Origin of the sequence: Streptomyces sp. YIM 98790 (assembly GCF_011421595.1) — a bacterium.
Classification (GTDB): domain Bacteria; phylum Actinomycetota; class Actinomycetes; order Streptomycetales; family Streptomycetaceae; genus Streptomyces.
In genome coordinates, this window is record NZ_WTLH01000022.1 from 19,414 (window position 1) to 33,535 (window position 14,122).

Annotated in this window: 16 protein-coding genes; 14 read left to right on the forward strand and 2 right to left on the reverse strand. The window is 69.0% G+C overall.

All coding sequences use genetic code 11. From position 1 onward, the window contains the following. Positions 1–56 precede the first annotated feature (56 nt). The 5 genes from GQS09_RS06445 (at position 57) to GQS09_RS06465 (ending at position 4,099) form a co-directional block, all read left to right on the forward strand. Positions 57–254 (forward strand): hypothetical protein, encoded by a 198-nt coding sequence (locus GQS09_RS06445; protein ID WP_165985015.1) that lies wholly within the window; start codon positions 57–59, stop codon positions 252–254. Positions 255–1,075: 821 nt separating this feature from the next. Continuing rightward, positions 1,076–1,930: an NACHT domain-containing protein gene (locus tag GQS09_RS06450; protein ID WP_165985016.1), complete on the forward strand. Its 855-nt coding sequence runs from the start codon at positions 1,076–1,078 to the stop codon at positions 1,928–1,930. Positions 1,931–2,455: 525 nt separating this feature from the next. Beyond that, positions 2,456–3,013, forward strand: a complete 558-nt coding sequence (locus GQS09_RS06455) for a hypothetical protein (protein WP_165985017.1) — start codon at positions 2,456–2,458, stop codon at positions 3,011–3,013. Between the two features lie 89 nt (positions 3,014–3,102). Further along, the gene (locus GQS09_RS06460; RefSeq protein WP_207957526.1) at positions 3,103–3,519 is read left to right on the forward strand and encodes a GntR family transcriptional regulator; all 417 of its coding nucleotides are present in this window, start codon (positions 3,103–3,105) and stop codon (positions 3,517–3,519) included. Positions 3,520–3,529: 10 nt separating this feature from the next. Next, entirely contained in the window at positions 3,530–4,099 is a 570-nt protein-coding gene (locus tag GQS09_RS06465; RefSeq protein WP_207957527.1) for an HD domain-containing protein, read from the forward strand. Here the strand turns inward: GQS09_RS06465 and GQS09_RS06470 are convergent. Further along, entirely contained in the window at positions 4,087–4,560 is a 474-nt protein-coding gene (locus GQS09_RS06470; protein ID WP_165985019.1) for an NUDIX domain-containing protein, read from the reverse strand. The genes GQS09_RS06465 and GQS09_RS06470 overlap by 13 nt on opposite strands. Then, positions 4,557–5,327: a helix-turn-helix domain-containing protein gene (locus GQS09_RS06475; RefSeq protein ID WP_165985020.1), complete on the reverse strand. Its 771-nt coding sequence runs from the start codon at positions 5,325–5,327 to the stop codon at positions 4,557–4,559. Before GQS09_RS06475 ends, GQS09_RS06470 begins: the two co-directional genes overlap by 4 nt. A 975-nt stretch (positions 5,328–6,302) precedes the next feature. On the opposite strand from GQS09_RS06475, the gene GQS09_RS06480 reads away from it, so the two are divergent. The 9 genes from GQS09_RS06480 (at position 6,303) to GQS09_RS06520 (ending at position 13,952) form a co-directional block, all read left to right on the forward strand. Beyond that, positions 6,303–6,587, forward strand: coding sequence for a hypothetical protein (locus GQS09_RS06480; protein ID WP_165984999.1), 285 nt, complete (start codon positions 6,303–6,305; stop codon positions 6,585–6,587). Then, positions 6,584–6,970, forward strand: coding sequence for a hypothetical protein (locus tag GQS09_RS06485; protein WP_165985021.1), 387 nt, complete (start codon positions 6,584–6,586; stop codon positions 6,968–6,970). The genes GQS09_RS06480 and GQS09_RS06485 overlap by 4 nt, the downstream gene beginning before the upstream one ends. A 124-nt stretch (positions 6,971–7,094) precedes the next feature. Beyond that, a complete protein-coding gene (locus GQS09_RS06490; protein ID WP_165985022.1) occupies positions 7,095–8,129 on the forward strand; it encodes a DUF2637 domain-containing protein in 1,035 nt (344 codons plus the stop codon). A gap of 161 nt (positions 8,130–8,290) precedes the next feature. Beyond that, positions 8,291–10,489, forward strand: coding sequence for an FtsK/SpoIIIE domain-containing protein (locus GQS09_RS06495; protein WP_313896013.1), 2,199 nt, complete (start codon positions 8,291–8,293; stop codon positions 10,487–10,489). A gap of 139 nt (positions 10,490–10,628) precedes the next feature. Next, complete coding sequence (locus GQS09_RS06500; protein WP_165985023.1) at positions 10,629–10,880, forward strand: hypothetical protein; 252 nt, start codon at positions 10,629–10,631, stop codon at positions 10,878–10,880. Positions 10,881–10,904: 24 nt separating this feature from the next. After that, positions 10,905–11,102: a hypothetical protein gene (locus GQS09_RS06505; RefSeq protein ID WP_165985024.1), complete on the forward strand. Its 198-nt coding sequence runs from the start codon at positions 10,905–10,907 to the stop codon at positions 11,100–11,102. Positions 11,103–11,113: 11 nt separating this feature from the next. Further along, complete coding sequence (locus GQS09_RS06510) at positions 11,114–11,311, forward strand: hypothetical protein (RefSeq protein WP_165985025.1); 198 nt, start codon at positions 11,114–11,116, stop codon at positions 11,309–11,311. 158 nt (positions 11,312–11,469) lie between these two features. Continuing rightward, positions 11,470–12,399 carry a bifunctional DNA primase/polymerase gene (locus tag GQS09_RS06515; RefSeq protein ID WP_165985026.1) on the forward strand — a complete coding sequence of 310 codons (930 nt, stop codon included), beginning with the start codon at positions 11,470–11,472 and terminating at the stop codon, positions 12,397–12,399. Further along, positions 12,396–13,952 (forward strand): YfjI family protein, encoded by a 1,557-nt coding sequence (locus GQS09_RS06520; protein WP_313896014.1) that lies wholly within the window; start codon positions 12,396–12,398, stop codon positions 13,950–13,952. Before GQS09_RS06515 ends, GQS09_RS06520 begins: the two co-directional genes overlap by 4 nt. Positions 13,953–14,122: the final 170 nt, after the last annotated feature.

The window sequence follows — 14,122 nt, forward strand, 5'->3', positions numbered from 1 at the left end:
GGCTCCGACTGCACCGCGCAGGGAGCCGCTGCGACCTCCCGGAACGGAGAACTGCCGTGATCGTCTCGCTCTCCCTGCTCGCTGTCTTCGGCTGCGGAGCCGTACTGCTGCTGAAGTTCCGCGCGCTCGGGCCCGCCGCCTTCCTGACAGTCTTCTTCTTCGGCTTCTTCGCCGCCCAGACACCGGCGGTGGCCGATCCGCTCAACACCGTCATCGGCCCGGTCGCCGACGCCCTCTCCGGCCGCGGAAACTGAAGACCGGCCCGAAGATCCACGCCGCCGTTGCGCGGAGGCCGGCCGGTGCCGCGCTCGGTGTGCGCTTCGTCCACGCCATGGGTGCCCCATTCTCCGCCTCCCGCACCACGGTCTGCGCGCATGCTCCCGCCCATGCCGTGGCCGCCCACCGCGCAGCGCCCACCGGCCGCTCGTCGATCCTGCGGAGAAGCAGCAGGCCCCCCACACACGAAAACCCCCGGCCGGTACCGGCCGGGGGCTCTTTTGCATGTGGGGCTAACAGGACTTGAACCTGTGGCCTCATCCTTATCAGGTCAAACCACCCACACCACCCCACCACGGCACGCCGCCCCTGTCCTCTATATACGCACCCCNCCCCCGGCCGGTACCGGCCGGGGGCTCTTTTGCATGTGGGGCTAACAGGACTTGAACCTGTGGCCTCATCCTTATCAGGTCAAACCACCCACACCACCCCACCACGGCACGCCGCCCCTGTCCTCTATATACGCACCCCACACCCACCCCCCACCATCAGCCCCCGTCACCCCCCGTTGATGTCACCCACTGATGTCAACTGGTCGGCCTTGAAGCAGGAGCGTCGCAACGCTGTTCAAAGAACGTGCGACGCGACTGACCCATGATCGAAGCAGGCTTGCGATGATGGCCGCATGAGGCGCGACGGACGATGGAGACTTCGGCGGTGGACGGCCGTCTTTGGGATGTTCTGCATCGCTGGGGCCGGAGTCTGGGCTGTAGCGCAACTACGTCATGGTCCGACGGGGGCGGATGTAGCGACGCTAATTGGCCTCCCTTTGGGAGTTGCTGCTCTCGCACTAACAGCCATGGCTGCGTGGCCGCTTCATGCACCCAGCGACACCAATTCCATCAGGGAATCTGCTGAGAGGCTGGCCCGTCAGGTTGAGACCCTAGAAGGGGAACAATGGCGACGTCTCGTGGGTGGAGATCGGCAACGCATCAACCTGGGCTACAGGCTGCACCCAGAAGCGGGACTATCCGCCACCGTGCCGGAATCCATTGGGAAACTCTTCCCCGACGAGGAATCGGGCGTTTACGGAATCGCTAACTACTTTCGGTCCATCACACCATCCCGTATGGTCATCACTGGGGCTCCTGGCGCCGGTAAGACCGTATTGGCACTGGAGTTGCTCCTAGCCCTGATAGAGCGGCGTGAAGAAACTGACCCCGTGCCAATAATGATTCCATTGGCGAACTGGGACCCACACATGGAAGCACTTGATGATCTAATCGTGAGGCAACTCGTCGACACCTACAGATGGCCCAAGCATACCGCCCGCGAATTGGTGGAGCACCATCTAATCCTTCCAGTGCTTGATGGATTGGATGAAATGGACCCCACAGTGAAAGGTACCGAAACCCAAGCCCCATTCGAGCATAGAACTCATCGAGCTCGCGCGGCAGTAAAAGCACTCAACGGATACGGTATCGGTCGCGCAGCGGGCGCACTTGTATTGACTTGCCGATCGCAAGCATACCACGCATTGGCAGATAATCGCCTGCGTGAAGCAGCCCACATTAAGATTTCTCCGGTGGAAATTCCCGACGCGAAGAGCTATCTTGCCGAGAGGTGCGGAAATCGAGAACGCATTCGAGAATTTACAGGATACCTTGAGTTGCATCCCGAGACTCTGCTTGCGCGCGCGATTAGTACACCATGACGCCTATCGCTAATCGCCACAATCTATCGGGACTTTGGTGATCCGTGTGAGCTTCTTCTACATGACTCCGAGGAAAAGCTTGACGACCACCTTCTGTCTCACTTGATCTCGGCCGCACAGAGAACATATCCTTCCGCCGAGGCGTACACTCCGCGCGAAATACATGTAGCGCTTTCCGTGATCGCGAGATCCCTTAAGGAGCCGTCACCTTACGCAACCCAGTCCTCCAGCTTGACTCCCCGGGCGGATATCCGGCTGGATGAACTATGGACTGCGGCTCCGTCAGGCCGCATCCGCGCAATTGACGCGGTGACGGCCTGCCTTATCATCTGCAGTCCGACCCTGCTCATTTCCACCATTGACAATCTCGAACTCTCCGAATGTCTTCTGGGTTTCTTCTCGGGACTAGCAGGAGGGCTAGTTTCAGCTTTGCCGCTCACACGACATCCGACGTATCTAGGATGGCACCACTTGAGAACCCGAGCCGGTCGTCTGCGCTTCCGACACAATCTGGAGGGAGGGCTAGTGATCGGAGTGCTCCTTGCCGTGATGCTGCAAATTACGATGATCATCGGATCGACCGTCGATGAGCCGCCTTCTGTAACTCCGAAAGAATTCCTATTCCTGGTTTCAGGGATGCTCCTCATTGGACTTTCCCGTGGCATTAGGGATGGCCTACAGGCACCGGGTGAAACGGTGGCCAGGCCCGGGAATGTGATCAACGCGGACGTGGCGAATCAGGTACTCGGTGCGTTGCCCGTGGCCATTGCCTTCGGTGTGGTGTTCGGTACTGCAGGCGGCTCAGAAGCGGGAATATGGGCGGGGTCAACAATGGGATTGTTGACTGCCTTGGCCATGCCGTCGGCTGCTTTTCGTAGGTACTTCACTTTCCTTCTCTGGGGGCACCAAGAGCTACCGGTGCGTCTCGTTAAATTCCTCTCCTGCACACAAGAAATCGGCCTTCTGCGAATCTCCGGAAACGCCTACCAATTCCGCCATCGCGAGTTGCAGGATTGGCTTGCTAATCATCCGGTTCCCCCTGGCAACTCTCGCGATGATGAATTGCAGGAGAGTGAAGACTGATAGCATTCTTACACAAGGTGATACTTTCAGGAACAGTGCACTCAGCACGGAAGGGGTAATTCGTGCCAACAAGCCCACGAGACACTTACATGCGAGTCTCGGATTCGCTGCGCCAACAAATCAGTGGAGGTGCCATCAAGGACGCTCTTCCATCCGAAACCCGCCTGATGAAAATTTTCGGCGTTAGTCGAAGTACAGTCGGACGCGCTCTACGAGCACTGAAAGCTGAAGGCATCATCGAGTCAGTGCAAGGTTCCGGTTGGTACGTGACAGGAACAGGAGACCGCCGCCCCTTGACGGAAAGGGTAACAATTCTACTCCTTGAAGAGGAATTCACAGTAGGTGATGTCTTCCCATCGGAAAGTACGCTCTGTGAGCGTTTCGGAGTTTCCAGGACTGCGGTGCGGTCGGCAATTGCTCAGTTGGAGGGGAAGGGGCTGATCGCCATGGGGCCGGGGCGGCGGCGGGTGGTGCGGGCTCTCCCGGATGAGTCGGAGGACTCGTAGCCTGGCCGGCATGGATGTCACCGAGCGGGCGTATGGCCTTGCTGAAGCGCTGCTGGCCGAGCCGCTGCCGCGGCGCTGGTCGCACTCCCTCGGAGTGGCCAAACGCGCCCAGTGGCTCCGGCCGATCCTCGGAGACGACGCCGGCCTGATGGAGGCCGCCGCCGTCCTGCATGACATCGGCTATTCGCCCCGCATCGCCGCCACCGGCTTCCACCCCCTTGACGGTGCCCGCTTCCTGCGAGACCAGGAGGCGTTCGATGAGCGGGTGGTGCGGCTCGTGGCGCATCACTCCTGCGCGCTGCTGGAAGCCGAGGAACGCGGGCTGCGGGAGGACCTGGAGTCCGAGTTCGCGTTGGAGAGCCCGACGCTGGTGGACGCCATGATTTTCTGCGACATGACCACCACCCCGGACGGGGACGTCACCACCTCCCGCGCCCGGCTCTCCGAGATTGTGAACCGCTACGGCCCGGACACCGTCGTGGGCCGCTTCATTCAGCGCGCCGCTCCGGAGATCCACGCCGCCGTTGAGCGGGTGTCCGACCGGATGGCCGTGGCACAGGAGGCCGGTCAGCCGATGTAGGGCTCGGTGCGTGCTTCGTCCAGGCCGTGTGTGATGCGCAGGCGCATGGACGGGTGGATGTCCAGCTTGCCGAGGTCCGCCGGCTCCACCCAGCGGACCTCTTTCGACTCCGAGCTGGTGCGCACGCTGCCCCCGACCGGCCGAGCCCGGAAGCAGATGGAGAACTGCTGCCGCACCTCGCCGTCGTCATAGGCCATGACGTGCTGCGGGTCCGTGTAGAGGCCGATGACGCCCTCGACGGTGACCCGGATACCGGTCTCTTCCTCGACTTCCCGGATCACGGTCTGCGCGATGCTCTCGCCGATGTCGTGGCCGCCGCCGGGCAGTGCCCACCGGTCGTTATCGGTCTTGTGGATCAGCAGCAGACGCCCTTCGTCGTCCTGCACCACGGCGGTGACCGAGGGCACGACGGAGTTCGCCCGGGGCGCGTCCGGGTCGCGGTAGTAGTCGGTACGGCTCATGAGCCGCAGCCTTCCAGGTCGGTCGGTGAGGTGATCCGCCGGGCGCCGTCCCAGATGCGTTCCAGGCTTTCCGCGTAGCTGTCGAACAGCTCCCCACCGGGAACGCGCTGGAGGTGCAGCACAGGCGCCATGTAGGCCCCGAGGCCGTAGATGTGCCCGTTGGCCAGCATCTCGTTGTCCGCGCGGTAGATGGAGTTGTAGAGCGTGGTGCTGTGCAGGCGGAACTCGACACCGGGCAGGCCGAACAGCGGGGCGTAGTTGAGTAAGGCGTTACGGATCTTGGACGCCAGGGCGGGGCCGATGCCTTCGTCGTCGCCCCGGACAGCAACGGCCGGGCACTCCGGATCGCCCATCATGAAGCGCACCGGAACGCCGGCGGCCGACTTCTCCCTGACCAGGCGGTGAAAGCGCGGGTCCTCGGTGAGCCAGAAGCCGGAATACACCAGCACGTCGAAGTGCATGGTGGCGCTGGCGTAGAGCTTGGTCCAGGTGTCCTGCGGGACGACCGAGCGGTGCGGATAGAGCTTCACCAGCTCGGACGCGCTGGACTCCGTGACCTCGCCGGCGGTCCGTTCGTCCGGCCAGAGGTAGGAGACCTCCTGCCGGAGCATCGAGGCCACGGCGTACTGGAAGCGCCGGTACGGCTTGCGCCTGGGCTCCGAGACCCAGCGCTCAACGGTCTTCGGGGACACCCCGAGCCGGGCCGCCACCTGGTCCAGCGTCAGGCCGCTCTCAACGATGGCCCCGCGGAGCCGTTCGTTTGCCATACGCCCTCCCGCGCCGGGACGTTCTGGGACGACTCAGCACTCTAGCGACTCGTCCCCGAGCCGTACAGCAGCGAAGTTCAACGTCCAAGCGGCAGTTGCGAAGCTGGTCACAGCCTCGAACGAGGGCGGAAACGGACGCCGGACACAAACTGACGGTTTGACAGCGCTGCCCGGCTCTGCCATCGTGCGAGACAAGTAATACATGACTCGCATGGCGGGTCGCGCACCGGAGGAAGCCCGGGAAGGCGGCATGTCCGCGCGCCCACGGCCGGGAGCAGTGCTCTTTGAGAACGCCGCACGTCACGCGGCTGCATACGGGTTGTCGCCTCCGCTGATAAGGCGGCCGGCTCGCCAGAGGCGCGAGCACACCAGGTCTGATGCCTGCCTGATCCGCCGGGCCGTCCGTCCGGCGGTGACGGGGAGCCCTCAGACCGGCTCCGAACAGTGAAAACGGCTCCGGTGGGTGCGCCAACACCCGGCCGGAGCCTGAGACCAGCTCACCTATGCACCTAGGGAGTGATCCTCAGTGGATCGTATCGCCGCCACACGGCTGACCGAGGCCGAGCGGGAGGAACTGTCGCGCAAGGTCAAGGAGGCCAACGAGCAGAGCGAGCGGAACGCCGCCTCGCGCCGGGGGTGCTGACCCCGATGGCCTCCGAGAGCCCCGAAGCACAGCAGGAACCGGGCCGGCCGCCCCTGCCCGTCCGGCCGCCGAACCCGCCGCGCCATGAGCGCCCGCGCACCGCGCAGGAACCGCCGGCACGGCCCCACCCGCAGCTCTGACGGCTGCCTGATCCGCCCGGACCCCGTGGTCCGGGCGGTGAGGGGAGCCGGTCAGTCCCGGGCTCCGCTTGACCGCACCGCACCAGCTCGCCGCGTGTGCGAACCGTTCCTTCCGAATGCTCCGGGCGCGGCGGGCTTCCTTGGCCGGATCGGCCGCCGCTCCCGGCTCTCCACGCCCATCGAGGAGACCGAGTGAAGTGCTTCATCGGCGGCCATCAGGCCGTCTCCGATGAGGACTTCATCGAGCTGGCTCTCGGCACCCCGCCGGAGCTGTGGCTCGGTGAGTCCGACGAAACCGGGGAGGAGCGCGCGGCGCGGCTGGACGCGGCGCGCGACATCATCGCCGACGATCCCGGCCTGGTCGTCCGGGCGGTCCGCGTGGCCGTCTCGGTGGTCACGGCCCCGGCCGCCGGCCTGCCGCCCCGGACCACCGCCCACCGCCGCCGCTCACGCGGCCGGAAGGCGGTGACGGCATGAGCGGCAAGCCCACCGCCGCGGCGTTGGCGCACACTGCCGCCGAGGCGGTCCGCAGCTTGAATCACGCGACTCTGCGTCCGGATGCCGAGGCGGAGTTCGAGCTTCCCGGGGATGCCTACGCCATCGTGGGAGCCCTTTCGGAGCTGGCCATTCGTCTGCCGCAGGCCATGGGCCAGGTACAGGCCCTGATCGACCACCTGGACCGCGCCGGGCGGCTGCGGCATGACTCCGGCAACCCGGCCCGGCTGCCCGGGACGCTGGCCGCCCTGCGCGGCGCTCTGGCCTGGTCGGCGGAGAACGCGGAGCTGCTGCACGCCTCCCTCTCCGACGCCCACAGCGCCCTGTCCCCTCTCGGCTACGCCGAAGGCGGTGAGGTGCCGTGAGCCCCTGCCCGAACGGCTGGTGCCGTGTGGAGTCCAGCGAGTCCGTGTGCCCCTCATGCGGGCTGCCCAAGGCGGTGTGTGTGCTGCTGGCTTGGGCGGCCGCCGCCTGGTTCGGGAGGACGGCATGAGCGAAAGGACGATGCTCGCCCCGCCGGCACTCGGGCGCTGGGAAAGGTGGCTGCTGGGTGCGGCGATCGCGGCCGGTGTGGCGGTCGGGGCGCTGGGGCTGGCCTCCAGCTTCGAAGCCCTGTCGGCCGCCGCACGCGCGTGGGGGTTCGCGCACCCGTGGATGCTGCCGGTCGGGATCGACGTGGCCATCCCGGTGTTCACCCTGGCGCACCTGCTGCTGATCCGGATGGACATGCGCCTTGCATGGGTGCGCATCGTGCCCTGGGCGCTGACCGCCGTCACCTGCTGGCTGAACATCGCCGCGGGCACGTCCTTCGCGGCCAAGCTCGCGCACGGCACCATGCCGCTGTTGTGGGTGGTGCTGTCCGAGATCGCCGCGCATGTGTACGCGGTGCGGATCGGCGCGGTGACCGGCCGGCGCATGGAACGCATCCGCCGCTCCCGCTGGCTGCTCGCACCGCTGTCGACGTTCGCGCTGTGGCGGCGGATGGTGCTGTGGGAGACCACCTCCTACACCACCGCCCTGGCCCGCGAACGGGAACGGCTGCTGGCCCGCGCCGAGCTGCGCGAGACCTACGGCCGCGCCTGGCGCCGCCGCGCGCCCCGCTCCACCCGGGTACTGCTCAAGCTGGGCGAAGCCAACCCCGAACCGGCCGCCACCGACACCGGTACTCCAGCGCCCGTCATCTGCGATGGCGGCGGGCTCCCGACTCCCGCCGTGCCGACCGGCCGCCGTCGTGCCGAGAACCGGTCCCGGCCGCGTCCGGCCGCCGGCAGGACGACCAGGAGCAAAGGCGCCAAGGGACGCGGGCGCCGCACGGATGCGGAGCTGCTTGCGGAAGCGCGGCAGATCACCGCCGACTGGCCGGAGACGCGGATCACCGCCGAAGCCGTTCGGGAAGCGCTCCGGATCGCCCCGGCCCGCGCCCGTGCGCTGCGCGAGATGCTGCGCGCGGAACGCGCCGCCCCGGACGCCACGGCCGGGGAGGTCGCCCCGGCTGAACTGGCAGCCGCCGGGAGCGCTTCCTGATCCCGTCCTAGCACTTCCCCGGAGGGCCGGGCGGCGGCGGCCTGGGAGCTGCTGCTGCGACATCCCGCCCTCTCACGAATCTGTCGGGGTCCGGCCGCGTGCTTGGCGGCTGAGGCCGGACCCCGGCTGCCCCAATCCAGCAGATCAGGGAGCGATCCTCAGTGAAACACGAAGAAGACGGCGACGAGGAGCGGGAACTGTTCGCCCGACTCGAAGCAGACATGCGGGCCGATGGATCGGCCGATCGGATCGAGATGGTGAAGACCCGATCGTCGGGCGATGGATCGGCCGATCCGTCACCGGACCGATCGGCCGGGCGCGGGCCGATCGGATCGGCCGATCCAGTCGCCCTGGTGGACGGTCCCGCACCGGCCGATCCGTCGCTGTTCGATCGGCTGCGCCAGGCACGGCGGCGGCCGGTCGTTCCGGCGTGGGCGCGTTCGCGGGCAGGGCTGATCGAGGCGGCCGGTTGGCTGGGCGGCTACGCCTGGCACGTCACCGCCTTCCACGCGGTCCGGGTGCCGGTCTACGGCGGACGGCTGGCGCTGCGCTCACCGGCCGGCCTGGCCCGGCTGGCCGGGGCGCTGGGCCGGTGGCTGCGGGACGCCGAGGGCGCCCCGCTGCGGCGGCTGGCGGCGGAGAAGGGCGATGCCGCCGCCTACATCCGGCTGACCGGGCTGCGGAACAACCGGGTACGGCTGCGCACCATGCTGTTCCTGCTGGCCTCGGTGGCCGGCGCCGGGCTGGCATTGGCGCTGTGGGTGCTGGCTCCCGGCTGGCTGCTGGCCGCCGCTGCCGCCTGCGTGGCGGTGCTCGGCTGGGCAGGTGCCCCGGCGGACGCACCCGTCGTCCACAGGGCTGTGGAGACGGCCGACGCACCCCGGCTCACCTCGGAGATGGTGGTCAAGGCGATGGCCTCCATCGGCATCTCGCAGATCACTTCCGAAGTGGCCAAAGGCCGGGACGGCATCCGGTTCGTCTCCCCGATCGTGCGGGAGGGTCCGGGCTGGCGGGCGGATATCGACCTGCCGCCGGGCGTCACTCCGGCCGATGTGCTGGACCGCCGCCCGCGCCTGGCATCGGCGCTCCGCCGGCCGCTGGGCTGTGTCTGGCCCGAGGCGAACGCCGCCGAGCACGAAGGACGGCTGGTCCTGTGGGTGGGCGACCGGGACCTGTCCAAGGCGGGCGCGGTGCGCTGGCAGCTCGCGCAGGCCCGGCGGCACGACATCTTCGCCCGGATTCCGTTCGGGATCGATCCGCGAGGGCGCGGGCAGTCCGTGCCGATGGTGCAGCACAACATCCTGATCGGTTCGCAGCCCGGACAGGGCAAGACCTCCGCCGTGCGGGTGCTGGCCTGCGGCGCCGCCCTCGATCCCTCGGTGGAGCTGTGGCTGCACGAGAACAAGGGCACGGGCGACCTGGACGAGCTGGAGCACGTCTCCCACCGGTTCGTCTCCGGTATCGATGACGAGTCGATCGGCTACGCCGCGGACTCCCTGGCCCGGCTTCGCCAGGAGGTGATGCGGCGGGCCGCGGCCATGAAACGGCTGCCGAGGGATCTGTGTCCGGACAAGCGGATCACACGGGAGATCGCAGACCGCCGCTCGCTGGAGCTGTGGCCGCTGGTGGCGGTCTTCGACGAGTGTCAGAACGTCTTTGCTCACGCCGCCCACGGCAAGCAGGCCGGGGAGGACGCGGAGTTCGTCATCAAGGTGGGACGTGCTCTCGGGGTGACGCTGGTGCTGGCCACGCAGCGCCCCGACAAGGACAGCCTTCCCACCGGGGTGTCCGGCAACGTCTCCATCCGGTTCTGCCTGCGGGTGGGCGGCCAGGTGGAGAACGACATGATCCTGGGCACGTCCGCCTACAAGAACGGCATCCGGGCCACGATCTTCCGCCCGGAAGCCGACGCGGGCAACGGCTACCTGGTCGGCGCCACGTCGGCGCCGGCCGTGGTCCGGGTCGCCTACCTGGACATGAACGCCACCAAGGAGATCGGCCAGCGCGCCCGGCGGCTGCGGGAAGCCGCCGGCACCCTGTCCGGCCACGCGCTGGGAGAAGGCGCCGCGCAGGCCGGGCCGTCCTACGACCTGCTGGCCGATGTCCTCAGCGTCGTCCCGGCCCGGGAGGAACGGGTGTGGAACGAGCGGATCGCCGCCCGCCTGGCCGAGCTGCGGCCGGAGGTCTACGGCGGCTGGGAAGCGGCCAGCGTCACCGCCGCACTGAAGCCGTTCGGCGTCCGGGCGCGGGACGTGGCCGGGACCACCGACGACGGAACGCGCACCACCCGACGCGGCATCGTCCGCGAACACCTCCTCAAGGCGATTGCGGAGCGTGAGGGAAACCAGGGCGACGGATAGCCCGTCGCCCCGCTGCCGGTAGCAGGCGCGCCTGCTACCGGTAGCACCTCCGCTAGCGCCCCCTATGGGCTCCGGCCAGCGATCTAGCCGATAGCAGCCCACCTGCGGAAACGCCGGAATCCCCGGATCGGAGCCTGCCATGCCCCCGGAACTGGCCGCTATAGCCTTCCTCACCTTCATCACTCTCGGTTACATCGCGCTGTGTGCGATCAGCCCGCTCGGCCGCTGCCGCACCTGCGAAGGGCTCGGCTTCGCCCTGCGCACTACCCGGCGGGGAGCGCTCCGCAGGGGCAAGGACTGCCGCCGCTGCCGGGCCACCGGCCGCCGCCTGCGCCTCGGTCGCCGCGCCTACAACGCCTGGCTCCGGCTGTACCGCGCCGGGAGCCGCTGACACCTCCCGGAACGGAGAACCGCCGTGGTCATCACCCTGTCCCTGCTCGCCGTCTTCGCGGCCGGGGCCGTGCTGCTGCTGAAGTTCCGCGCGCTTGGTCCCGCCGCCTTCGTGACGGTCTTCCTGTTCGGCTTCCTCGCCGCCCAGACGCCAGCGGTGGCCGAACCCCTCAACGCCGTCATCGGCCCGGTCGCCGATGCCCTTTCCCAGCTCGGAAGTTAGGAGACGTTCCGATGTCCCACCGGATCAGCCTCATGGCCGCGGGCGAGCTGCGCGACGCGCTCACCGCCCACCGGCGCGGGGACGCCGCCGCCGCTGCCGCCGCCCTGATGGCCATCGACGCCGAATCCTGGCAGGCCATTCAGCAGCGCATGTCCGCTCTCGGTGGGGACCTCCCCGCGCTGCTCGCCCACCTCGGCAGCGACGACTGACGGCCGCCCGTGCGGCCCCGGCCCGCCCCGGCCGGGCAGGCCGAAGACAGCAAGCCGCCGTTCTGACTTCGCCCGGGAGCAGCGGGCTTCTTCCTTGGCCGGATCGGCCGCTGCTCCCGGTTCTCCATGCCCATCGAAGGAACAGGAGACCTCCCACTATGTCGCATCACCGCCGCAGCCTGCTACTGGCGGCTGCCCTGGCCGCCGCCGCGCGCGGCTGGCCCGTGATCCCGCTGCGGCCCGGCGGGAAGCGCCCGGCCGGGCACCCGGAGGACCGCTGCCCGCGCGCCGGCCGCTGTGCCGCCGGGCACCGCACGCCGGAGCAGCGCGCCACCACCGACCGGACGCTGATCGAAGCCTGCTGGGCACAGCGGCCGTACAACGTCGGCATCGCCACCGGCCCGGCCGGGCTGGTCGTGGTCGACCTGGACGTGCCCAAGGGGCCGGGGGACCGGCCCCGGGACGAGTGGACGCTGCCCGGAGTCAGCGACGGCATGGACGTGTTCGCGGTGCTCTGCGAGAGGCACGGCGAGCAGTTCCCGGCCGACACGTACACCGTGCGGACCCGGCGGGGTGGCGTCCACCTCTACTTCGCGGCGCCCGCCGGGGCGGAGCTGCGGAACACCAGCGGGCAGCTCGGCTGGAAGGTCGACACCCGGGCACACGGCGGATATGTCGTGGCCGCCGGCAGCCAGGTCGACGGCCGCCCCTACACGGTCCTGAACGACGCACCGCCCGCCATGCTGCCCGGCTGGCTGATGACGGCCCTCACCCCGCCTCGCCGGTCTGTGGCCCGGCCCGTCATCACCGCGCCGCGCAACGCCGGGCGAGTCGCCCGGGTCGCGCTGGAGAGGGAGAGCCAGGCCATCGCGTCGGCACCGGAGGGGGAACGGGAGCGCCGGCTGTTCACCGCCTCCCGGGCCATGGGACGGTTCGTGGCCTGGGGCGACATTGCGCGCCACGAAGTCGAGGAGGCTTTTCAGGCGGCTGGGCAGGCGGCTGGCCTCAAACCGCACGAGTGCCGCTCCACCCTGCGCAGTGCCCTGAACTGGTCCATCCGCACCGCCCGTCCCAGGGAGGCGGTGTGAGGCCGGGACACCCCCACCTGAAAAGCCTTCCCAGCGACCGGCCGGACCTGTGGACGGGGGAGGAGGAGCAGCCGGGCGAACCGGCGTGGGAGGAGCCCATCCCCCTCTCCCGCCGCCGGGAACTGCCCGCCTTCCCCACGGCCGCCCTGCCCGGCTGGCTGCGGGACTACGTGGACGCGGTGGCCGAGGAGACCCAGACGCCGGTGGACCTGGCCGCCTGCGTTGCCCTGGCGGTGCTCGCCACGGCCGCCGGCGGGCGCTCGGTGGTACACGTCCGGGGCGGCTGGCGCGAGCCCACGAACCTGTTCGTGGTGGTCGCCCTGCCGCCCGCCAACCGCAAGAGCGCCGTCTTCGCCGCGGTGACCGGTCCCCTGTACGAAGCCGAGCAGCGGCTACGGGACGCCCGGCGGGCGGAGATCGTGGAAGCGCAGCTCACCGCCCGCCTGGCACAGTCCGCCGCCGACAAGGCAGCGGCCAAGGCCGCCGCAGCGAGCGGCGAACAGCGAGACGTCCTGGTCGAAGAGGCCGTGGGGCTGGCTCAGGCGGCCGAAGCGGTGACCATCCCGGCCGAACCGCAATTGCTCGCCGACGACTCCACCGCGGAAACTGTCTCCTCCCTGATGGCCGAGCAGGGCGGACGGATCTCGGTGATGTCCGCCGAGGGCGGCATCTTCGACATCATCGCCGGGCGGTACTCCGGCGCCCCCAATATGGAGCCCTTCCTGAAGGGCCATGCCGGCGACCGGCTCCGGGTGAACCGGCAAAGCCGCCGCGAGTACATCGAGCGCCCCGCGCTGACCATGGGCCTGTCCGTACAGCCGCAAGTGCTGGACGACATCGCCCGGGTCCGCGGCTTCGACGGGCGCGGCTTCCTGGCCCGCTTCCTGTACTCCGTCCCGGCCTCCCTGGTCGGCCGCCGAAAGGTCGTCACCGAGCCCGTGCCCGAGGCGGTGGCCGCCGCCTACCGCAGCAAGGTGATCGATCTGACGCTGACCCTGGCGGACTGGACGGACCCGGCCGTCCTCCAGCTCAGCCCGGAGGCCGACGCCGCGCTGATCGCCTGCCAGGAGCGCATCGAGCCGCAGCTCGCCCCCCGCGGCGCCCTGGGCCACATCACCAAATGGGCCGGGAAACTCGCCGGGGCGGTGGCCCGCATCGCGGCCCTGCTGCACCTGGCCGAACACCTCGAAGGCGGCCACACCCGGCCCGTCTCCGAGGCCACCATGCAGGCCGCCATCACCATCGGGCAGTACTTCACCGCCCACGCCCTGGCCGCGTTCGACGCCATGGGCGCCGACCCCACCGTCGACCGCGCGCACAGCCTGCTGGACGTGCTGCGCACCCACGGATGGCGGGAGGTCACCCGGCGGGACCTGTTCGCCACGCTCAGCCGCAGCGAATTCCCCACCGTCGCCGACCTCGAACCGGCGGTGCAACTGCTGGCGGAACACGGCTGGCTCCGGGAGGAACTGCCCGCCCGGACCGGTCGGCGCGGACGGCCGCCGGCACCCCGCTACGTACTCCACCCCAGCCTGTCGGAGGACGGCCGATGAGCCACGCATCGTCCCGCCGGGCCGACAGCGGCCCGCCGCACAAACCGCAGAATCCGCGGAAAACCCGCCGCATGTCCGCCGACCAGGGGCGACACCGGCCCCGCGGTCCGGTGGCCGCCCCGCCGCGGAAAGCCGCGGAACCGCCGCACAAATACCGGCCGACCGGCGGC